Consider the following 21833-nt stretch of genomic DNA (forward strand, 5'->3'; position numbering starts at 1 on the left):
GTCACCCGGTCCCGGATTCTGTACGGCCGAGATCGCCGGTCAGCAGTGTGGAATAGTGAAACGGATCCGGCAATCCGCGACAAGCCAGCGCCATTGACGGAAAGCCTTCCCCACCGGCGGTCCACCAGAAACTGGCAGCGGCATGAATCTGCGGATTTGCGGCAGCAAGCGTGGTGAACGACTGGGCGAACGCGCCGACGTCTGAAAGCGCTGCCACCCCCGTTGCGCCCAATGCGGTCACGTCCGATCCATTGGAGAGCGATGGCTGTAGTCGCGGCAGCGAAAGACGATCCAGCGAATCCGAGATCTGCTCGAACGTTGCGGCGCGGTCCAGGGTCGAGAGCAGAAAGGCCTCCGCCTTGGCGAACCATTCATCCTGCGGGTCGATGCCTGGCGGGGGCAACAAGGCGATCTCGTCGCTCACCGCATGCAGCGTCAACGGATAGTATCGTCCCACCCCATCGAGCGAAGGCATGATTGCCCCTGTCACCGTGGTGCCGCAGATCGCCGCGCCGAGCCAGAAGCGCCACACCGGCGCAGTGAGGAAGGCCTGCTGCCAGCCCGAGCCAAGCTGATGGCGACTTGCAGACAGCCCAGCCTGCACCCACGGCTCCCAGGCTTCCAGGAAGCTGCGCGGCGTTGCGATCGCGATGAAATCGCGTTTGGCGCCGATCTTGCCGAATAGTCCGCAACGCATGGTCATATTCCGGTCGGGCAACGAAACTCGCGGAGCACGGACAGGTTGAGGGGATTGCGCAACGATCCGGTCGAAATCTGATAGTTGAGCTCCCGCCCGGCGACGATGAAAGTCGCACTGGCGCTTTCCGCCTTCACAGCCAAAGAGCCCGCCTCCAGCATCCGGAACAACGACCAGGGGCCGATGCGCTCGAGAATGGATGGCGCTCCGGTATCGTTGCTCACCGAAATCGCGGTTCGCGGCGATGGGCCCGGCCAGAGCACGGTGGTCGGTGGGTTGCTTTGCGGTTGCGGTGGCGGAGGTTGCGCGCCGCCGAACATCGGCGAGGCGGTCGGCGCGCCCGGCGTGATCGGGCTCGCTATTGTAGTACCGCCGATCTCCGTCTTCACCGTCACGCCGGGTCCGGATGCGCCCGGCGGCCGGATCGCGAACGATACTGCAGGCACGCTGCCGCCGGTCTGGAAGAAAGCATCACGGATATAGGCCGCATTCTGGAACTGCTTCAGCGTGTCGGAGGAGAACGATCGTCCGACGGGACTTTCCTTTCGCCAAGCCCAGTCCGATTTCGAGGTGTCGGCGTAAGGCGCGAGGTACTGGGTAAAAAACTTGTCCATGACGCCGTTCGGACTGAACACCTTGGCAAAGTCGGCGAGCGGAACCTCTTGATTGCTACCGCGGACGAACGGGTAGCGATTGCTCACCGTCTGCTGGCAGACCGGCGTGACCTGATCGCGCAAGGTCTGCAGAATCTGTCCGGCCGTCGAGGCCGCGATGTTGCCTTCAAACTCGGCAGCCGCCGCGCGCAACATGTCGGAGAACGGCGGCGGCATGCGGGAGGCATTATTGCGCAGGGCTGCGACCTGGGTCTGAAGCGAAGCGGTCGCCTGCGCGGTCAATTGTGGATTCTCGATCATCAGCGTCAGGTTCTGCGCAATATCGTTCAGGTTGGCGATGGTCGAGTCGATCGGACGGTGCGTGCTGTCGCCTTCCAGCACCGCATGATAGGGCTTGAACTGCGCTTCGATTGTCGCCCCGGGCGGTCCATCCTGGGCGTTGGTGAAAAGAGCCGGTGCCGGCGCGGCCGCGGCAGGCGCCGCTGCGTTCGCCGGCTTCGGCCGCTCCTTGGTCAGCACCGTCTCGTCGCGCACCGATTCCAGGATTTGCCGCATCGGTGAGGTTGGCGCGGAAAGAGCCCTCAGCACCTCATATTTCGGCTTGTCGGCGAGCAGTTTTTTCAGACGCAAGCTGCCCAGTGCGGTTCGCCACGTCGTGACAAATTCGTTGGAATAAATATTCAAGAGGTCGCCGGCGAGTTTGTCGTACTGCTGGTCGATGGCCGATTGCTGGCCGGCATCGCCCAGCACCCAGCGCTCCTTCTTCATACGCTCCGACAATCCCGGCAGTTTCGCGACAAAGTTTTGCTCGAAGCCGCTATACGTAAAGAACTGGGGCACCCGCACAGCGTCCAGACGCTGCCCCGTCGTAGTTTCGAACACGATGGCCATATCAGGACCACCGCGCCGGGCGGCGATCCAGTCGCCTGCGGTTGATGACCGCGCCTCGGATTTCAGGAACTCGTACGCGCGCTGCGACACGCTGAGGCGCGCGAGCGAGTTCTGCGCCTGCTTGATCAGCCGGCCGTCGAGCTGGACAAGCGGCGGCTGCTCCGTCTCGAGGTCGAACATCGCGGTGAGATTCTCATCGAGCAGGCGCCGTCCCTCCGCGTTGGTTGCACCGGGATAGAGGTTGTCCTGCCAGTCGCGCTGCATCCAGGAGCGGATCAGCTCGCGGTCCGGCGACTGCAGGCCGCCGAGCATCAGGTAGACCTTGAGCGCCTCGTAAACGAACGCGGGCTCGTTGATGCGCGCATTGAGCTGCTCCTCCAGGCGATACAGCAGGCGCGGCCGGAACATGCGTTCGAGCGCGGCGTGATAGGCGGCCTTGGAGGGCGACAGCAGGCGTCGATGCTGGCTGAGGCCGTAGCGGGCCGACAGGGGCACCGCCTCGTTGCGCAATCCGTAGCCTGCGGGCGCGTTGCGCAGCCGATAGAGCAGCGGCAACACCTTGTCGAGATCGTGGTCGTCGATCAGCGTCTGCTTGATGAGCGGCGCCCCGGCGGCTGCATATTCGCTGTCCGCCTGCAGGCTCTGCTCGATCAGGTCGGAATTGCGCTTGTAGCTCGTCAACCACGCCGCGATCAGCCCGATCGAGACAAGGCCGATCAAGGACAGCGCCGCGGTCTTGATGATCAGCGCGCGGCGGACCGCAGCACGATCAGTCGAGACCCAGTCAGCCTCACCGATGATGACTTTGGAAATGAGATCGGCAAGGAAGTAGCTCTTGCCCGTTCCTGAATAGGATCCGGAACCGACCTCCTCGGCGCCGAACGTGCGCGCAAGCGACCCGATCAACTGGTCGATCGGCGTCCCCTGCTGGGTACCCGAGGTGAAGTAGAACCCGCGCAGGTTCGCATTAACGTGATAGCGCGTCGGCTCGAATATCTGGTTGAGGAAGTCGTGGATCTGGGGCTTGAGGCGCGCCATCTGCGCGGGGAAACCAAACAATTGGACGCGGTGTTGCGGCGTCGGTTCGTCCTGCAGACGATCAAGCGTCTCCTCGCTCAGGCGCTCCAGCAGACGGTCAAACTCGACCGGAATCTGTCCCACCAGATTCTGGGTCTTGTCGGCGGTCTGGAACGTGGCGCCCCAGACCTGACGGCGACCGGCCTCGCCGAGATAGGCGAAATATTCGGTGAAGCCGGCGACCAGATCGGTTTTGGTGAAGAGGGCATAGACCGGGAAGCTGACCTTGAGCCTCTGATGCAGTTCGAGCAGGCGCATCCTGACGGCGTCGGCGTGAAGCGCGAGTTCCTGCTTCGGCAGCATCAGCACATCCTCGACACTGATGGCGACGAGAACGCCGTTGATCGGCTGGCGCGACCTGCTTTTTTTCAGGATGTCGAGAAAAGCCAGCCAGCTTTCCTTGTCAGCCTTGCTGTTGGAGTCCTGGGTCGTGTAGCGGCCGGCGGTGTCGATCAGCACGGCCTCTTCGGTAAACCACCAATCGCAGTAGCGTGTACCGCCGACCCCCGCGATCGCCGCCGGCGTTGCCCCGCGTGCAAGCGGAAATTTGAGCCCGGAATTCACCAGCGCTGTGGTCTTGCCGGCGCCGGGTGGCCCGATGATGACGTACCAGGGCAGATCGTAGAGGTAGCCCGACTTGTTTCCGCTTGCGGTCTTCAGCGTCACGAGCGCATCCTTCATGCGCTCTTTGAGCACCGGTTCGTCGCTGACAGGCTGATCGGACGCGCTGATCCCGTCGGCGATCTTCTCGGCGTTCTTGCGTCGCTTGAAGTAGCTGAAGCCGCCGATGCCAGCCGCCGCCGTGGTGAGCAGCAGAATTGCGATCTGGCGGATAATGTGGTTCTCGAGTGGGTGCCAGTCGCCAAATGCGATGAAGGGACCGGCGAAATAGATCACGCAGCCGAGCGAGCTGAGCCCAACTCCGTAAAGAATGATGCGGATAATATCCTTGGCGAGCATTGACCGGTACCTGTCGCAAACAGCGTGAGCTGTGGTGGCAGCTATTCGCTGCGTTCAATAAAGATTTCGACACGCCGGTTCTTGGCGCGTCCTTCAGGTGTCGTGTTGGGAGCGATCGGCGCGTCCGCGCCCTTGCCCTCGACGTCGACACGCGAACCATCCGTCAGGCCGGGCTTCAGCGCCGCGGCGACCGCCTTGGAGCGCTCGACCGACAATTCGAAGTTCGACGGGAAGCGCACGGTGCGGATCGGCGAACTGTCGGTATGGCCGACAACCCGGATTCGCCCCGGCTCCTTGTCGAGGGTTGCAGCGACCCGGACCGCAATCGGCTTGAAGCCGTCGAGGATGGTGGCCTGGCCCGACGAGAACAGTGCGAGGTCACAGACCCTGATCACGATGAAGCTCGCGGTCTGGTCCGCGGTCATGGCGCAGGCGGTATTCTCCTTGGCGAGCGCGTTGCGGATGCGCTGCAACTGGGTGATGCGGTCCGGCTGTGGTGGCGGAGGCGGTGGTGATGGCGGCGGCGGCGCGATCACCTTGCGTTTGAGCTCGATCGGATCAGTTGGATGCAGGGCCAGCGCCACCTCGGCGGCATTCTCTGACCGGCCGGCCAGCAGTGTGCGCAAGACGAAATAAGAGCCCGTCAGCAGCGCGGCGGCCACGGCCGCTACCAGCCAAACCGGAACACGGAGGCGCTGCCGGCGAGCCGCCAGCGCCTGCCCCCGCCAGTTCGGCGACAGGTCGCTCATCGTCTTGGGACGGACCCGGCGCAGCGTTTCATACAGGTTGCGCTGGATCACCTGTAGGTTGGCGAGCCCACCCGTCGATGTGCGGTGAATGCCCTGGAAGCCGAGCGCGAGGCAGGCATGCTGCAATTCGAGCACCGGATAATTGACCAGCGGATCAACCTTCAAATGGTCAAGGATCTCGAAGAAGCGGACACCGCCCACCCGCTCGCCGAAGAACCGGCTCAACATCGAGTATTGCGTCCAGACGTGGCGCTCCTCGGTCGGGATATGCTGCACGATATCGTCGGCGGTGGCGCACAGGATATATTTTGCCGTATTGGCCTGGTGCTCGGAGATGCCCGCCGAACGGATGTCCTTCTCGAAGAATTTTATGGCATCGGCCACTTGTTCCATCAGACTTGCGAATGAAGCGCGCATAAGCGCCACCCGCAAGCGGCCTAGCAGTTGCAGCAAGGGCCCTGCGGCGCGCATCACCGGATTGGCGTTCGGCGCGACCAGATCGTCGACGCGCAGAGGCGGTCCGGGCGGCAGCATCGCTTGCTGCGCGGAGGGTTGCGTCGGGGTCGATATCCATTCCTCCGACGGGTGGCTGGTTGGTGCGGCGGCGTAGCTCGGGCCTTGCGGAACCGGGGAAAACGATGACGACGGTGCGGCGCCGGGAGACGGCACGGGCGACGGCGAATAGGCAGGGCGTGCCGCAGGCCCTTCTCCCGCCGGCGGCTGGGCGGCAGGCGCCGGCGGCAATTTCCCGCCGGGATTGGGACGGATGATCGTCCGCTCCCCCCGACCGAATGGATTGACCGGCTTGTCCCTGTCGCTCATGGCCTATCTTCCAGGATCGCCCAAAGGTACAGTTCAAGCTCCGGCCAGTCGCCGGAGAAGTGCATCCCGATCGAGGCCGCCGTGCTGAACTCGGGCCACAGCGGCGACTTGCGATCGAGATAGAAATAGACGTGATCGGTGATGGCCCGGATGTGCGGCGGCGGGGTCGGCAAGTGCACCAACGTCAACCCCGGCAAGTTGGCGTGCACGATCTCGTTCATCTTGGTGTTCGGGCCGACCTTGAACAGATGCGGGAAATCGTTCTGGATTTCCACGAGCGGCCGCCGTGCCGCAACTTCGAGCACCAAGGTCGCATTCCGGAATAGCGCCCGATCGCGGATCGGCGACACGAATGCATTCTGTGCACGCTCGATGATCTCAAGGCGGATCGCCCGCCGGCCAAGCCGCGCGCTCAGGAAGTCCTGGATGTCGCTTACCAAGGGGGTGAAAATGTTTTCGAGGTCATCATGATCGTATGCCCGATAGTTGCGTGCGCGGCGTTCCGGCGTGGCAAACGTCGCAAGCTCACCGGCGAACCTCAGCAACTCCTCGTACAGCCGTTCGGGATGAATACTTCCGGAGCGCTGAAAATGGGTCAGCACGGGAATGGTGCGGTTGAGGACCTGCAGCACCAGATAGTCCACGCTCTGCAATCCGCCTCCGGACGATGGATCGACCGCGTAGCGTGCGAGCTCATCGAGCTTGGTCTCGACCCAGCCGATGATGCGATTGAGCCAGCCCTCGATGATCGGATGTGCGGCGCAGACCAGCATCGGCGGCACGAACTTGTCATCGAACAGCACGTTCTTGTCACGCACCTCCAGAATGCGCGCGATGCCGAGGCCCATGTATCCTGGCTTGCTGGTCTTGCGCAATTCGAATGACAACCGCGGATAGGCGATGTCGATCTCTTCCTCGATGCGCAGCGTGGAGGTCGAGTCGATGAAAGTCTCCGAAGTGCGAACATAGCGGCTGGCGCTGTCGGTCCGATCTTCGTCCACTTCGCGCGTGTTCGGTGCGGCGACGGGCATCATCAACCAAACGATCTGGCCGGCAGCCGAATCCGGCACCTCTATCGCGTCCGGGATCGGGCTGTCCGCTGGGATGTCGAATGGCGTGCCATCTGGCATGACGCCGGAGGCGTTGCGCACCGCAAATTTACTCTGTTCAGTGAGGTCCGTGTTGATCTCGAGCTGGGCAAATCCCCAAGGGTATGGCGTCGTGTAACGAACGCGCTTTTCCAGCAAGTGCTCGACATAGCGATCATTCTGCTGCAAATGGTGCGGCCGCAGAAACAGACCTTCCGACCAGAAAACCTTGCTGTACCAAGACATTCCTACATCCACATTAGCAATGTCGGCGACCGGACGGCCGCCGCTAGTTCACTTTGCACCGCTTTTGTCGGAGCGGTCGTAATAGTCGGAGAAATACAGCATAAAGGTATCGATCGGCGCGCTGTTGTCGCGGCCGAGATGCGCCTTCCAGCGCGTCATGAACTCATCCCACAATTTGCTCTTGTTCGAACCGAGCCAGGATTTGGCCCCGCGCTGAAGCTCGAGCTCGCGCGCAATGAGGGTCGGATCGATGCCGGTGATGAGCTCGTGAACGGCGTGCTGCATCGCCATGTACGTCTTCAACTGATGTGATTTGAGGTCGCTGAAACCCTGCGCAAAGGCGCGTTGCGCGTCGAGATAGCTCCTCGTCTTGGGCCCGAACAAAATCCGCATTGCATCTTCCGAGGTCGGCGAGAATTTCAGCGGGTTGTTCTCAATCGCCTGAACGGTGGTCTGGCTGGTGCTGCGCGTCAGCTGCTTGGCCTGAGTTCGCGCTTGCAGCAGCGCCATCAGATTGTCCACGGTCATGCGCAAGATGCTACCAAGCTGTCCGGCGAGCTCGGCATCGGTCGTGTTGGCAAAGAAATTGTCGGGCAATCCGGCGGCGCGTGCCACCAGCCGCGCGAAGTCGGCACCGCCGGCCGTCATGGCGGGCGCCGGCGTTTCGTCCATCGCCTGCGCCGGTCGCGACGGCTCGACATATGGCGGTGGCGGCGGCTGGACGGGCGCCGCTTCAGCATCGGCCCACACCGAGGGCCGGCGCGGGGTCGGCATCGCGGGCGGCGGTTCGATGGGGGCTTTCGGTGCGGCGACCGGGCCGTCGGCCCAGCTCATGTCGTCCTGCGCGGAAGACAGGTACGGCGACGTCGGCGGTGGTCGTCGAAAGGGATCCACGCCCGGCGACGGGACGCTCGCCGCCCAATCCAGAAACTCCGGATTGACGGGTCGCGCCGCCTCGCGCGGCTTCTTCAATTGCTGCGGATCGATGGGCGGCGGTACGTCGCGATCGGCCGCCCACAATTCCTGATAATCGGCATTTTGCTGGACGAGAGGAACGTGCTGCTGTGCCTCGCGGTCCTGCGGATGCCCGCCCGCCTCATCCTCCAGTGAAACCCCGATGATGTAGTGGCCAATGGTGAGCCGGTCTCCGTCACGCAGCCGGTGCGGTGCCCGCATTCGCTGGTCGGCGCCATTGAGAAAGGTGCCGTTCGTCGAGACGTCATGCAGCCAATAGCCGCCATCGCGAAAATGCACCTCGCAATGCTTTCCGGAGATCGTCCGAGCCGGATCAGGCAACGTCCAGTCAAGATGACGGTCACGGCCAATATCGACCGAGCGCCTGCCGGTGACCGTAAATGATACAGGGCCACCGTCCGGAAGGTTCGATTCGTTCTCGATATTGAAGCGAAGCACCATCTCTTCGTCTCGTTAGCGCGGCGGGCGCGGTTCGCCGCGTGCCAACTGAATACCATCCTCTAGGCATGCCGTCATTATCCGGTCCCGGGACTCGCGGGGGAGCCGGCAAAGGGCGATCAGCAGGGCCGCGCGTACCGCGCGTGCAGCTTGATCGGGCTTGGCCTCGACCGGCGCAAATTCCGCCGGGACCACGCTTCCGCCAGACCATCCGGCCGCCAGCGCAAGCCATGTCGCCGGCTGTTCCGGATCGTTGGCGTTGCCGACGGCCAACGCCTTGTTCCGGGACTGCTCGTCGGGCTGCCTGACCCAGGCATCGACGTAGTTCAGCGACCTGGCGTCGTTGGCATCGAAATGGTCGAACATCCGCCGTAACGAGCGGCATCCCCAGGCAACGGCGACGCGCCGGGGCAGCAGATAAGCGCAGAAGGAGACGGCCCCGTTCCAATTGCACGCATCGGTGGCGTCCTGCAGGAAATCGAGTGAAGGCATGTCGGGCTCGGCCCTGCCGACGTCATGGCGCGCCATTGGGTAGGCCTGAAAGAGATCCCGCACCGCACCGAACCTAACTTGGCTCATAGCACTCAACCGACAAGGGTTGGCAGGCCGTGGGCACCCAGCGGGCCCCCGGCTGTTAGCGCCATGGCTCCCTGCGCCGTCATCGCGATGGTCGGCGCGTTGATGACGATGCCCCCAGGCGTCAGGATAATCTGGCTGGGGCCGACCTGCAGCGTGATGTTGACGCTGGCCATGAGCGTGATGGTTAGGCCTGCGGTGACCGACTGATCCATCGCCATACTGATATGCTGACCGCCCAACTCGATATCGAGCTTGTCGTTGCCATTGACGAGGGTCGTCTTGCGGGTGTCGCCGCCGAGCGCGGCTTCGCCGATGGTCCGCGTCTCGGTATCGCGGACCGTCACGTCATGGTCTTTCTCGGCATGCACCGTGATCTTCTCGGAGCCCTTCTTGTCCTCGAAATTCCACTCATTGTAGCCGCCGCCGCCCTTGGTCGAATCGGACTTCAATCCCGCGATCGTCTTCTTAGACGGCAGGTCATAGGGCAGCTTGTACTCGTCGTTATAGACGGTGCCGATGATCAGGGGCCGGTCCGGATCGCCTTCCAGAAATTCGACGACCACTTCCTGTCCGACGCGCGGAATGATCTGACCGCCCCATTTCTTGCCGGACCAGACCTGAGCAACGCGCAACCGGCAAGACCGCTTTTTCTTCCGGTCCCAGAAAAACCGTACATAGATTTCGCCGAGGTTTTCGACGTCGATCTCCTCGCTCGAATTGTCGTCCTTGGTTACCACCTTGGCGGTCTGGACACCATTAATCCTTGGCTTCGGCGTCAACATCGGCGCCCGGAACGGACGGTCGCTCGGCAAGAACTCGTAGCTCCCGAAATAGACGTGCTGACCGGCGTCGCTGGGACCACCCGTGCGGTAAGATTCGATCGAGAACGAATGGGTGGCTCGTACCACCAGATATTCGACGTTCTGCGAGTCCTTGTGATGCTTCTCGAGTTTAGTCAATCCACCGGGGAACAGGTTGACTGCATCACCGTTGCCGCGGCGCCGCCGGTCCATGGCTTGCTCGGACTGAAGCTGGATCTTCGCGTAGCGCTCGCCGTCGGATTTTTCCTTGAACTTCCCCGGATAGTCGTAAAATTCCATTTCTGATCGGGAGTAATGCTCGTTGCCCTTGGCGTCGCTGATCATCTGCGCGTTGGGCTTCTGGTAATTGTAATCGTTGAGCTCGACCTTGCCGGTCCGAAACCTGCGCTCCGAGACCCATTCGTAGATGTGTTGCTCGCCTCGCCGGTCGGCACCCGTCAGCGGTATGTATGGGATCGAGGCGAGTCCATTGATCGGACTGTGCGACGATTTTGAGTCCGCCAGTACCAGCGTGTGCTTGCCGCCCTCGTGCTTGAAGAAGTAGTAGATGCCGTGCTGCTCCATCAATCGGCAAACGAAATTCAGATCGGTTTCGCGGTACTGAACGCAATATTCGAGCTTCGGACAGGAACCTTCCTCGGTCAGCTTCGATTCGTAGTCGGTGAAGCCGCGATCGTTGAAGACCTCCTTGATGATGTCGGGCGCCTTCTTGTCCTGGAATATCCGGCAATCGGTGGTTCGCGATAGCAGCCATAACCAGGGCCGAAGCACGATTCTGTAGCTGAAATAGTCGTTCTTCACCCCAAGCCATTGCGCTTCGGTGAGAATGCCGCTGAACTCGCGCTCCTTCTCATGAAGCTTTATCTTCAGCGTGCACTGCTGACCGATTGCGCGGTCGAAGTCGAGATCGGCGTCCTCACTGAGACATTCGATACGATACTCGAAGAGTTCGCTGAGACCTTCCGAAGCCTCGTATCCGACGAAAACCAGAACGTCCTTGCCGAGTGGCGTCTTGAGCTCGCAGAGGCGGGTATCTTGGGTAAGCTGGCCCATGTGGGCGTTAAACTCCCTCGTCGGCCGCATGATCGGCTCCAAAGAGCAGATCAGACGGTCATGCAAGAACCACGGACATCTGGCCGCTGCTGGCAGGCCGGTAAGTCCGTCCGGGGTTGGCATCCTAACGCGCCACAGCAGCCGTACAGAACCACCCAGGCCTTCAAGTAGTCGCCTCCAAGAGCTTGCTGGTTCACGCGAAACTGTCATGATCACCGGGAATGAACCGGGACCGCCAGGCATCTGACCCATAAGACAATCGGATCATAGTCCCTCCCGCGCTCCAGGGTACGTCACGGGGTTCGGCGGGGGCCCAGCAGATGGACGATCATGCTCGACGTCGCCTCCTTGACCCAGCCCGTAGCCGCGGACGATCCCTGCGGGCCCGATCTCGACGCAAGTGGGGACGTTCAGTACCTCAACTTCTTCGCAGGTGCGGAATCGCTGCTTCCGATGTCGTACTTCGAGGTGGTCAACGCCAATGGAGATCGCGGGCGCTTCGATCCGAAGGCCATCGACGTCGCGGGCCAGTTTGCGGCCGCACGACCTCTTCTGGCGCGCACCCGCGATCTGCGTTTGAACATGCTGCTGGCCAAGTTCTCCATCCTCAACCGGGATCTTGACGGCTTTCTCAATTGCCTGAAGGCGACGACCACGTTGCTTAGGGAGCAGTGGGAAGCTGTACATCCGAGGGCCGAAGACGGCGACTACGCTCTTCGCGCAGTCACGATCGAAGCGATCGACGTGTTTCCGACCGTGATCAATCCCCTCCAATTCCTGCCGCTGATCGAAAATCGCAGACAGGGGACCCTCAACTACCGTGCCTATCAGGTTGCCAAGGGAGAAATTCCCGCTGGTGGCGCCGACACTGACGGTCCCGATCTTGCAATGATCGAGCGGATCATTGACGACACAGATCTCGAGACCCTGAGGGCGGTGAGTGCACGTTGTTCGGCAGTCGCTGCCGAAATTGCAGGCATCAAGACGATCTGGCACGAAAAGTTGAACTCGGGGCAACCCATCAGCCTCGACAGGGTCTCCGGCGTCGTCAATGGCATGGCCGCCTGGCTTGCGGGTCTCGTCGCGGAGCGTGACCCGAGCGCCGTTGTGGCTGCGCCGTCAGACGACGCTGAACTATCCGACACGCAACACCCGATTGAGGCAACCGGTGCGCTGGCGTCGTCGGGGCAGGCCACCGCGGCACTTGCCGCCGCCGCGGACTATTTCGCCCGAATGGAACCGTCGAATCCCGCCCTGCTGCTGGTGCGTCAGGCGCAGGAGATGGTTGGTAAATCTTTTATCGAAGTGATGCGAATGCTGGTGCCCGCCCACGTAGAGAGCGCCGCGATCAATATCGGGCGAGACAAGTTCTTCGACCTGCCCATCGAACGGATGGCGGAGCTTGCCACCCCATCCTCGTCCGGGATCGAGAGCGAAGTTCAAGATACTGTTTTCTCTGCAGAAAATAGAGCACAGGCCTTGGGCATGCTGGCCAAAGTGGCCGCATTTTTCCGGACCGCAGAACCGTCGAGCCCTATTCCCTTTTTGGTCGACCGCGCGCGCGAACTGGCACAGCGAGACTTTCTCAGCCTTTTGAATGACGTCCTGCCCGAGGGCGCGCTCAAGACAATCGACAAATCGTATTGAACCCGCATTTCGCTCGACGTCACTAACAGGACATACAGATTTTGCCGACCGCAAGTTGAGCTGCTCTTGTAACCTGCGTCGCGGCAAACCGGCTTCTCAATGATTTCGCAAAGAGGGGAACCATGGCTACCGACAGCGGTCAAAAATTCATCCGTCGTAACCGCGCACCGCGCGTTCACATCACTTACGAAGATCCCTACGACGCTGAGCGGCTGATCGAGTTGCCGTTCGTGATGGGCGTCCTTTCCGACCTTTCCGGCAACAACGCTGGCGTGGAGAAACCCAAGGTCGAGGAGCGCAAGTTCCTCGAATTCGACATGGACAATTTCGACAACCGCATGGCGGCCATCCAGCCCGGGGTGACAGCCCGCGTGGCCAACCGCCTAAGCGAAGCGGCCGACGAGAAGATTTCCGTCAGCCTGCGCTTCAACAAGATGGCCGACTTCTCACCCGTAGCGGTCGCCCGACAGGTTCCAGCCACGGCCAAGCTGCTGGAGGCCCGCGAACAGCTCGCCAACCTGCTCCGCTACATGGACGGCAAGGTGGCTGCCGAGGATCAGCTGAAGAAGCTCCTTAGCGATCCGCAGCTGATGGCCGCGCTGAAAGAACGGACAGCGAGCCAACCGACCGAACCCGACGCCGAGAAATAGAAATAAAGAGAAGGACTGGGGACCATGGCAAAAGAAGCTGGTCAAAAGGCGAACGTCACTCAGGTCGGGACCGCCGAGGCCGACGAGTTTGCGAACCTACTCAAGCAGAGCTTCAAGCCCCGCACGGAACGCGCTGCGACCGAAGTCGAGAATGCGGTATCCACGCTCGTTCAGGAGGCGTTGAAGGACACGAGCGTCATCAAGTCGGATGTCCTCGACACCATCGAGGAGATGATCGCGCGGATCGACCAGAAGCTCACCGCGCAGATGAACGAGATTCTTCATGCGCCCGAGTTCCAAGCGATCGAAAGCGCCTGGCGCGGCCTGCATTACCTCGTCTTCAATTCCGAGACGGACGCCAATCTCAAGATTCGCGTGATGAATATCTCCAAGACCGAGCTCTATCGCAACCTGCGGCTATATCCAGACGCCCGCTGGGACCAGAGCCCGCTGTTCAAGCAGGTCTACGAGTACGAATTCGGCCAGTTAGGCGGCGAGCCGTTCGGCTGCTTGATCGGCGACTACTATTTCAGTCATCTGCCGACCGACGTGCAGTTGATGCGTGATCTCAGCAAGGTCGCCGGCGCCGCGCACGCTCCCTTCTTCGCCGGAGCCGAGCCCACGCTGATGGGCATGGATTCATGGACCGAGTTGTCCAATCCCCGCGACATCGGCAAGGTGTTCGACACGCCGGAATACGCGGCCTGGAAAGGTCTCCGCGATCAGGATGACTCGCGCTATCTCGGCCTTTGCATGCCGCGAGTGCTGGGTCGCCTTCCCTACGGCGCTAAGTCGGAGCCGGTGGAAGAATTCGCCTTCGAGGAAGAAACCGACGGGCATACCGGCGACAAGTACGGTTGGATCAACGCCTCCTACGCGATGGCTGTCAACATCAATCGCGCCTTCAAGGAGTTCGGCTGGTGCACCCGCATCCGCGGTGTTCAGTCCGGCGGCGAGGTCATCAACCTGCCCACGCACACTTTCCCGACCGACGACGGCGGCGTGGACCTGAAATGTCCAACCGAGATCGCGATCAGCGATCGTCGCGAGCATGAACTCGCCAAGGCGGGTTTGATCCCGCTGATCCATCGCAAGAACACCGACAAGGCGGCTTTCATCGGTGCGCAGTCGCTCTACAAGCCGAAGAAGTATTTCGGCGAGAAAGGCGTGGATGCAACCGCGTCTGACAACCTGTCGTCACGTCTGCCCTACATGTTCGCAGTGTCCCGCTTTGCGCACTATCTGAAGTGCATGGTTCGCGACAAGATCGGATCCATGAAGGAAAAGGATGAGCTGACGGTCTGGCTGCAAACCTGGATCAACGAGTACGTTGATGCCAACCCAGCCCTATCGTCAGAAGCTCAGAAAGCGCGCAAGCCGCTGGCCGCAGCGAAGGTCGAGGTCATAGCAAACGAGGAGAACCCGGGATATTACAACGCACGCTTCTTTCTCCGTCCACACTTCCAACTCGAAGCGATGGACGTCGGCCTCAGTCTTGTGTCGCGCCTACCAGGCCCGAGCTCCTGACGCCACATCATCGCAACTGTCAATTGCAGATTTTTGAGAGGACTAAGCTATGGCTGTCGATATTTTCTTGAAACTCGATCCCATCAAGGGCGAGTCGCTGGATGACAAGCACAAGGACGAGATTGATGTATTGAGCTGGTCGTTCGGCGAAAGCCAGGCCGGTACATTCCACAGCGGATCCGGAGGCGGCGCCGGCAAGGTCAACATCCAGGATCTCCACTTCACGCACTTCGTGGACAAGGCCACCCCGGAATTGTTTAAGGTCTGCGCGAACGGAAAGCACATCGAAACGGCGATCCTGACTGTGCGCAAGGCTGGCGAGAACCCGCTGGAGTATCTGAAGATCGAGATGAAGCACGTCCTGGTCTCCAGCGTGTCGACCGGCGGATCGCACGGCGAAGAGCGCCTAACCGAAAACGTGAGTCTGAACTTCGCCAAGGTCAAGATGACCTACAAGACCCAGACGGACAAGGGTGCCGCCGGCGCCTCGCCGACCTTCGGCTGGGACGTTCCTGCCAACAAGGAATGGGCATGATCTTCGGCCCCTCGCCTGGCGCCGGTTGCCAATAGCGGTCACCGGCGCCATGCGGCGATATCCCAAATTGCATCCTTCGAATGGCCCCGGTTACGGCCGGGTGCCTGGCCACGATACGTCAAGTGCGACGCCGATTGCCGCCTTCGAAGCGGCATAGGCGCCGAACGTCATGGGGACCAGATTGACGCTTACGCCAAAAAAGGATCGGCTCTCTCCGCCGCTGATGCTCGCCTTTCGCGCGGCGCATGAAGCGCGTGATGCGCGCAAGAAGCTCGATCTGCGCGATCAGTCCGGTGAACGGATTATCGCAGGCCGGCGCAGCACAGGACGCCATCCGATCTCGGAGGCACTCCTCCGGCGCGAGGTCTCCCATGACGTCGAAACGCTCCTCAATACGATCGCTCTCGAATCGACGCTAGACATGAGCGGCCGGGATTGCGTACGAACGTCGATTCTGAACTATGGCTTTCCCGACATCGCCAATCGTTCGATCGACGAGGTCACGGACGACGAGCTCAGCAACTCGCTGCGCACCACACTGCTCAATTATGAACCAAGGCTCGATCGCAAGACAATCCGGGTCCGCCGCGACGCCTCGATCGGACCCGAGCAGCTCAAGCTGCGCTTCATCGTTCACGCCGATCTGAAAGCTGAACCGCTCAACGTTCCCGTGGAATTCGTCGCCGACGTCGAGCTCGACAGCGGCGATATCCAGATCAACCGACTTTAGCATGAATCGCGAATTCCTGGACTTCTACAATCGCGAATTGTCCCTGCTGTACGAGCAGGCAGGAGATTTCGCCGAGGAGTATCCCGGCATCGCTGAACGCCTGGGCGGCCTGATCAGAGACCGCTCGGATCCGATGATCACCGGGCTACTGGAAGGCGCGGCGTTTCTTGCCGCCCGTGTCCAGTTGAAGCTAAAGCACGAATTTCCGGAATTCACCTCGAATCTGCTGGAACAGCTGGTTCCGAACTACCTTGCCCCTACCCCGTCGGCCATGCTGGTCGCAGCAGGACCGCCCTATGCCGACCCGGCGCTGCGCGACGGCAAAAAGATCGCGCGCGGCGCCTATTTCGACGCCACCTACCGCGAGAGAGAGCGAAGCCTCGCCTGCCGATTTCGACTTTGCCGCGATATCACGCTCTGGCCGTTCGACATCACAGGCGCCGAATACTTCTCGACGGCGGGCGCGCTGCAGGCACTCGGAATCCCGGTCGGAGGCGACGTCATCGCCGGACTCAGGCTGTCGTTGACCCACCGCACCGCGGCCCAGGTTGACGAGGAACTGTCGGATGCAGAGGCTCGGACAAAGCCGGAAACCTGGTTTGCGGGCTGCCGCATGAGCGAGCTCCCGATCTATCTCGTCGGTGCGGAATCAGATGGCATAGCGCTCTACGAACAACTGATATCGAATTGCAAGGGCGTCTACTTCCGACATCTCGACGATTTCGGCGATCCGGTGGTGACGCGCGCACCGCACGACTGCGTGCAGCAGATCGGTTTCGACGAAACCGAGTCGCTGTTTCCGCACGACAACCGCGTCTTTCGCGGCTCAGAGCTGCTCCGGGAATATTTCATGTTTCCGCGCAAGTTCCTTGGCGTTCACTTGACCGGACTCCGCAGCGTGATGCCGCGCCTGCGCAGCAAGTCGATCGATATCGTCTTCGCCTTCGATGAACACAATTCTCGGCTCGCCGCCGCGGTGCGTTCCGATAGCTTCAGGCTCTACACCGCACCGGCGATCAATCTGTTCGAGAAGACGAGTGATCGAATCCCCGTCAAGTCGAACACCCACGAATATCACGTGGTGCCGGATCGCAGTCGCTATCTCGAATACGAGCCGCACCAGGTCCTCGAAGTCTACGCGCATTTCCCGGCGGAGAAGGACAAGCGGCTGGTACGCCCGCTGTATTCGGCAAGCGTCGACCAAACCAGCGCACAGGGGCTTTACTTCACCGTCCGCCGCCTGCCCCGGCGCCGCACGGTGGAAGAGAAGACGTACGGCTCATCTTCCGATTACACCGGGACGGACATGTTTCTATCGCTGCTCGAGCCCGGCGAATTGAACGGGCAGAACTCGGCCGCCGAGCTCAGCGTCCGAGCGCTGTGTTCCAATCGGCACCTCACTGAGCACCTGCCGGTCGGCGCGAGCGGCGCCGACTTCCACCTGCTGGACGACACGTCCCTCGACCTGGTGTGCGTTGCTGGTCCAACCCGGCCGCGCGAGCCGGTGGTCGCCCAGTTGCGCAGTCGCAGCGAAATCGCCAACAGCGGGATCGTCAGTTGGCGGCTGATCAACATGCTGAGCCTGAACTATCTCGGCCTCGTCGAGCGCAACGGCGGCAAGAACGCAGGAGCGCTACGCGAGATGCTGTCCCTGTTTGCCGACCAGTACGACGACGCCACCGAACGCAAGATCCGGGGCGTGCGCAGCATCGAAAGCCGGCCCGTCGTGCGACGGGTGCGGGAGCGCACCGGGAGCGGTGCCGCGCGCGGCCTGGAGATCACTGTCACACTTGACGAGAAGGCGTTCGAGGGGAGCGGCGTGTTCCTGCTCGGAGCTGTGCTGGAGCGCTTCTTCGCCGACTATTCAGGCTTCAACACCTTCACCCAAACGATCGTCTCGACGCCGGAGCGTGGCGAGATCATGCGGTGGCCACCGCGCATGGGCACGCGGAGACCACTGTGACGCTGATCGACCAGATGAAGACCGAACCCTGGCGGTTCGATTTCTTCAATACCCTGCGTCAGCTCGAGCGAGCCAATCCGGATCGACCTCGGATCGGTGACAGCGCCGCCCGCCGCGAGGAGTACGTCGATCTCGGCCAAGTGCCCTACCTCGAGTTCCCTGCCTCTAATCTTGCCGTAGTCGACGACCAGAATGGCCGGCTCAGAATCCTCGTCAAGTTTCTCGGCCTCCTGGGTCCGCAAGGTGCGCTGCCACTTGCCACGACCGATGAAAGTCTGAGCTGGTGGCTGATGCGGGACGACGCCTTCCCGCGCTTTCTTGACCTGCTCAACGGCCGGTTCCTGCAGCTCTTCTTTCGTGCCTGGGCCGACGCCCGGCCGATCGCGCAGCACGACCGTCCCGCGGATGATCGCTTCATCGCCTATGTCGGCTCCTTCGCCGGCCTCGGCTCAGACGTTTTCGCCAATCGGGACACCGTACCCGACATGGCGAAGCTCAGCTTCGTCGGACTGGTCGCCCCGAGGACGAAATGTGCGTCACGGCTGACGCGGTTCTTGCAGGGACTGTTCGACGTCAAGGTCGAGATCGACGAGTTTGTCGGCACTTGGCTTGCGTTCGATCCAAGTCACTGCAGCCGGCTCGGCGAGGCGCATGCCAGCCTCGGTCGGGACGCGCTTCTCGGCTCACGCGTGTTCAGCGTCGAAGACAAGATCAGGGTTCGGGTCTTCGTCAAGAATTTTGTCCAGTACGAGCAGTTCCTGCCGACCGAAGCGCGCAACTTGTCGGAGCCGCTGGCCGACGCCGTTTTCTTCTACGTTGGCGACGAACTGGAGTGGGAGGTCGAGCTCGCCATTCCAGCAGGAGAGGTCGTCCCCGTCAGACTAGGGCAGAGCGGACGGCTTGGATGGACCACCTGGGTCTCCCCGAACTGGACCTCCACTGAAGAATATCGCCGCGATGCCCGCTTTCAGCTCGGGGAGCGCCTGCGAGCCCGCCGGAACGCCGCAGCCGATGCCTCGGCAATTTGAACCTATCGACCGCGCCGATCGTCCCAATGTCATGGGATTCGCGCCAATTTCCGTTGGGTGTCAAACATCGGCGGAGCAATTGAGCAGGAGGGGCCGCCGTGACCGACATCAGTATTGAAGCCGTAACGGGCAAACTGAACCGCGCCGGTTACGACGCCTTCATACAGGCTCTTCGCCATGCCAAGAGCGCCGGGAACCGCAACGTCGAGCTTGCGCACTGGCTGTTTCATATCCTGCAGCAGGAGCGCACAGACGTAAGCCTCTCGGTGGACCATTACAAGCTCGACCGGGGGCGGTTGCTGTCGGAACTTGCCGGCGCGATCAACGGCTTTCGGAAGAACGAAACAGACATGCCGGGTATCGCCAATCCGGTCATCGATCTCCTCGATCGTGGCTGGCACTACGCCACGCTCTTTTTCGGCGAAACCCAGATCCGCACCGGCCACCTGCTCGTGGCTGGGCTGAAGTCGAACGACATCCGTCGCGCGCTGAACAACCTCTCCCAGGAATTCGCCAAGGTCAACGTCGAAGCATTGGCCGCCGAGCGTCGCGCCATCTGGGCCGGCTCCGACGAGGAGACCATGCGGCCCATGGACGGCTCGGGTCTTGTAGGCGCTGGCACGGACGGCGCGGATCAGACCAGCCCGAAAGGCACGACACCGCTCGACCGTTTCTCGCAGGATCTCACAGCGAAGGCCAAATCGGGCGAGATGGACCCGATCCTGGGGCGGGACGAAGAGATTCGCCAGTTGATAGACGTTCTGATGCGAAGGCGGCAAAATAATCCGATTCTTACCGGCGAAGCCGGCGTCGGCAAGACGGCGGTGGTGGAAGGATTCGCGCAACGCATCGCCGCCGGGGACGTGCCGCCGCCGCTGCGCAATGTCCGGCTCTGCGCCCTCGACATCGGCTTGATGCAGGCCGGCGCCTCGATGAAGGGCGAGTTCGAGCAGCGGCTGCGCTCGGTGATCGACGAGGTGCAGAGCTCGCCCACCCCGGTCATCCTTTTCATCGACGAAGCCCATACCTTGATTGGCGCCGGCGGTGCAGCCGGCACCGGCGATGCGGCAAACCTCCTGAAACCTCCACTCGCCCGTGGCACGCTGCGCACGATCGCAGCTACAACCTGGGCAGAGTATCGCCAGTACATCGAGAAGGACCCGGCGCTCGCGCGACGCTTCCAGCCGATCCAGATCGACGAACCGGATGTCGAGACCTGTTGCGTGATGCTGCGCGGCCTTCTTGGCCCAATGGAAAAGCACCACGGTGTCCGCATTTCCGACGCCGCAATCATTGCAGCCGTCAACCTCTCGCACCGCTACATTCCCTCCCGACAGCTGCCGGACAAGGCCGTCAGCCTGCTCGATACCGCCTCGGCCCGCGTGGCGATCAGCCAGAGCGCCACGCCGGCCCTGATCGAGGACACGCGTGTCGCGATCACGGCTCGCGAAGCTGAGAAATCCGCGCTGGTCAGCGACCGCGATCTGGGCATCGAGGACGGCGAGCGCGTCGCTACGATCGACAGCGATATCGCCGCGTTGAAAGAAAAGCTAACCGCGCTGGAGGCCGACTGGGCCAAGGAGCAGGAGCTCGTCAAGGACATCCGCAGCATTCGTGACATCCTGTCCGAGCCCAAGGAAGATCAAGATTCAGATGCAAAACGAGCGGAGCTGCGCGGCAAATTCGAGACGCTGGAGGGGATCAATCCGGAAAAACGGATGGTCTATGCCCATGTGGACCAGCAGTCGGTAGCGTCCGTCGTGTCCGACTGGACCGGCATCCCGGTTGGTCGGATGATGCGGGACGAGATCGAAACCGTGCTCAAGCTACCGGAGATCCTCAACCGCCGCGTCGTCGGCCAGTCCCACGGGCTGACGATGATCGCCAGACGTATCGAGACCAGCCGCGCCAAGCTGGACAACCCGTCGAAGCCGATCGGCGTTTTCATGCTGGCCGGACCATCCGGCGTCGGAAAGACCGAGACCGCGTTAGCGCTTGCCGAGACGCTCTACGGCGGCGAGCAGAACATGATCACGATCAACATGTCGGAGTTCCAGGAGGCGCATACCGTCTCGACCCTGAAGGGAGCACCTCCCGGTTACGTCGGCTACGGAGAAGGCGGCCGCCTCACCGAGGCGGTCCGGCGCAAGCCATACAGCGTCATCCTGCTCGACGAGGTGGAGAAGGCCCATCCCGACGTCCATGAGATCTTCTTCCAGGTGTTCGACAAGGGAGTCATGGAGGACGGCAACGGACGACGGATCGACTTCAAGAACACCTTGATCATCCTGACGACCAATGTCGGTACCGATCTGATCATGGGGCTGTCCCGCGATCCAAAGTACCGCAATGAACCGGAAGAGCTCGCGAAAATGCTCAGGCCGGAACTGCTCAAGGTATTTCCGGCGGCTTTGCTCGGGCGTATCGTCTCGATCCCCTACTTCCCGCTCTCGGACGAGATGCTCGGCGGCATCGTCCGGCTGCAGCTCGACCGCATCGGCCGTCGGCTACGCGATAATCACAACGCGGCCTTCAGCTACGACGACACCGTCGTTGAGCACATCGTGTCAAGCTGCAACGATCCGGATTCCGGCGGGCGCATGATCGACAACATCATCGCCAACACATTGCTGCCGGAGCTGTCGCGCGAGTTCCTGAGAAAATCACTTGCCAAGGAAGAGATCAAGCAGACGCGCGTCTCAATCGCGAACGACAAGTTCGCATATTCGTGGAACTGAGCACG

General features: G+C 61.6%; 15 protein-coding genes. 8 read left to right on the forward strand and 7 right to left on the reverse strand.

Annotated features, from left to right (window positions below; genetic code table 11):
* Nucleotide 1 precedes the first annotated feature (1 nt).
* The 7 genes from tagF to AC0L27_RS29015 are packed head-to-tail and all read right to left on the reverse strand — an operon-like array spanning nt 2 to nt 11010.
* Nucleotides 2–703: a type VI secretion system-associated protein TagF gene (gene tagF / locus AC0L27_RS28985; RefSeq protein WP_342761039.1), complete on the reverse strand. Its 702-nt coding sequence runs from the start codon at nt 701–703 to the stop codon at nt 2–4.
* The gene (gene tssM / locus AC0L27_RS28990) at nt 700–4239 is read right to left on the reverse strand and encodes a type VI secretion system membrane subunit TssM (RefSeq protein ID WP_275170274.1); all 3540 of its coding nucleotides are present in this window, start codon (nt 4237–4239) and stop codon (nt 700–702) included. Before tssM ends, tagF begins: the two co-directional genes overlap by 4 nt.
* Nucleotides 4240–4280: 41 nt before the next feature.
* Nucleotides 4281–5810 (reverse strand): type VI secretion system protein TssL, long form, encoded by a 1530-nt coding sequence (gene tssL, locus AC0L27_RS28995; protein ID WP_275170273.1) that lies wholly within the window; start codon nt 5808–5810, stop codon nt 4281–4283.
* On the reverse strand, nt 5807–7144 hold the full coding sequence (gene tssK / locus AC0L27_RS29000) for a type VI secretion system baseplate subunit TssK (RefSeq protein ID WP_275170272.1): 1338 nt from the start codon (nt 7142–7144) through the stop codon (nt 5807–5809). Before tssK ends, tssL begins: the two co-directional genes overlap by 4 nt.
* A 48-nt stretch (nt 7145–7192) precedes the next feature.
* Nucleotides 7193–8560, reverse strand: coding sequence for a type VI secretion system-associated FHA domain protein TagH (gene tagH / locus AC0L27_RS29005; RefSeq protein WP_473321116.1), 1368 nt, complete (start codon nt 8558–8560; stop codon nt 7193–7195).
* A 12-nt stretch (nt 8561–8572) separates the two neighbouring features.
* Nucleotides 8573–9085, reverse strand: a complete 513-nt coding sequence (locus tag AC0L27_RS29010) for a DUF6931 family protein (protein ID WP_473321118.1) — start codon at nt 9083–9085, stop codon at nt 8573–8575.
* A 56-nt stretch (nt 9086–9141) separates the two neighbouring features.
* Complete coding sequence (locus tag AC0L27_RS29015) at nt 9142–11010, reverse strand: type VI secretion system Vgr family protein (protein ID WP_473321196.1); 1869 nt, start codon at nt 11008–11010, stop codon at nt 9142–9144.
* Nucleotides 11011–11340: 330 nt separating this feature from the next.
* Here AC0L27_RS29015 and AC0L27_RS29020 point away from each other — a divergent pair, with 330 nt between their 5' ends.
* The 8 genes from AC0L27_RS29020 (at nt 11341) to tssH (ending at nt 21828) form a co-directional block, all read left to right on the forward strand.
* Complete coding sequence (locus AC0L27_RS29020) at nt 11341–12657, forward strand: type VI secretion system protein TssA (RefSeq protein ID WP_473321120.1); 1317 nt, start codon at nt 11341–11343, stop codon at nt 12655–12657.
* Nucleotides 12658–12779: 122 nt separating this feature from the next.
* Nucleotides 12780–13307, forward strand: coding sequence for a type VI secretion system contractile sheath small subunit (gene tssB, locus AC0L27_RS29025; protein WP_211397493.1), 528 nt, complete (start codon nt 12780–12782; stop codon nt 13305–13307).
* 24 nt (nt 13308–13331) lie between these two features.
* On the forward strand, nt 13332–14834 hold the full coding sequence (gene tssC, locus AC0L27_RS29030) for a type VI secretion system contractile sheath large subunit (protein WP_473321123.1): 1503 nt from the start codon (nt 13332–13334) through the stop codon (nt 14832–14834).
* Between the two features lie 49 nt (nt 14835–14883).
* Nucleotides 14884–15369 (forward strand): Hcp family type VI secretion system effector, encoded by a 486-nt coding sequence (locus AC0L27_RS29035; RefSeq protein WP_275170267.1) that lies wholly within the window; start codon nt 14884–14886, stop codon nt 15367–15369.
* 223 nt (nt 15370–15592) lie between these two features.
* On the forward strand, nt 15593–16099 hold the full coding sequence (tssE, locus tag AC0L27_RS29040) for a type VI secretion system baseplate subunit TssE (protein ID WP_275170665.1): 507 nt from the start codon (nt 15593–15595) through the stop codon (nt 16097–16099).
* Between the two features lies 1 nt (nt 16100).
* Entirely contained in the window at nt 16101–18062 is a 1962-nt protein-coding gene (tssF, locus tag AC0L27_RS29045; RefSeq protein WP_275170266.1) for a type VI secretion system baseplate subunit TssF, read from the forward strand.
* Nucleotides 18026–19090: a type VI secretion system baseplate subunit TssG gene (tssG, locus tag AC0L27_RS29050; RefSeq protein ID WP_275170265.1), complete on the forward strand. Its 1065-nt coding sequence runs from the start codon at nt 18026–18028 to the stop codon at nt 19088–19090. Before tssF ends, tssG begins: the two co-directional genes overlap by 37 nt.
* Before the next feature lie 98 nt (nt 19091–19188).
* Nucleotides 19189–21828 carry a type VI secretion system ATPase TssH gene (gene tssH, locus AC0L27_RS29055; RefSeq protein WP_473321125.1) on the forward strand — a complete coding sequence of 880 codons (2640 nt, stop codon included), beginning with the start codon at nt 19189–19191 and terminating at the stop codon, nt 21826–21828.
* Nucleotides 21829–21833 lie beyond the last annotated feature (5 nt).

Source organism: Bradyrhizobium sp. Ken51, from assembly GCF_055807435.1.

Excerpts from the sequence above, each read along its gene's own strand:
- AC0L27_RS29035 (WP_275170267.1), top strand. The coding sequence starts at position 14,884 with ATGGCTGTCGATATTTTCTTGAAACTCGATCCCATCAAGGGCGAGTCG.
- tssF (WP_275170266.1), top strand. The coding sequence starts at position 16,101 with ATGAATCGCGAATTCCTGGACTTCTACAATCGCGAATTGTCCCTGCTG.
- tssL (WP_275170273.1), bottom strand. The coding sequence starts at position 5,810 with ATGAGCGACAGGGACAAGCCGGTCAATCCATTCGGTCGGGGGGAGCGG.
- AC0L27_RS29010 (WP_473321118.1), bottom strand. The coding sequence starts at position 9,085 with ATGGCGCGCCATGACGTCGGCAGGGCCGAGCCCGACATGCCTTCACTC.
- tssB (WP_211397493.1), top strand. The coding sequence starts at position 12,780 with ATGGCTACCGACAGCGGTCAAAAATTCATCCGTCGTAACCGCGCACCG.
- tssC (WP_473321123.1), top strand. The coding sequence starts at position 13,332 with ATGGCAAAAGAAGCTGGTCAAAAGGCGAACGTCACTCAGGTCGGGACC.
- AC0L27_RS29020 (WP_473321120.1), top strand. The coding sequence starts at position 11,341 with ATGCTCGACGTCGCCTCCTTGACCCAGCCCGTAGCCGCGGACGATCCC.
- tagH (WP_473321116.1), bottom strand. The coding sequence starts at position 8,560 with ATGGTGCTTCGCTTCAATATCGAGAACGAATCGAACCTTCCGGACGGT.
- tssK (WP_275170272.1), bottom strand. The coding sequence starts at position 7,144 with ATGTCTTGGTACAGCAAGGTTTTCTGGTCGGAAGGTCTGTTTCTGCGG.
- tagF (WP_342761039.1), bottom strand. The coding sequence starts at position 703 with ATGACCATGCGTTGCGGACTATTCGGCAAGATCGGCGCCAAACGCGAT.
- AC0L27_RS29015 (WP_473321196.1), bottom strand. The coding sequence starts at position 11,010 with ATGGGCCAGCTTACCCAAGATACCCGCCTCTGCGAGCTCAAGACGCCA.
- tssM (WP_275170274.1), bottom strand. The coding sequence starts at position 4,239 with ATGCTCGCCAAGGATATTATCCGCATCATTCTTTACGGAGTTGGGCTC.
- tssE (WP_275170665.1), top strand. The coding sequence starts at position 15,593 with ATGCTCGCCTTTCGCGCGGCGCATGAAGCGCGTGATGCGCGCAAGAAG.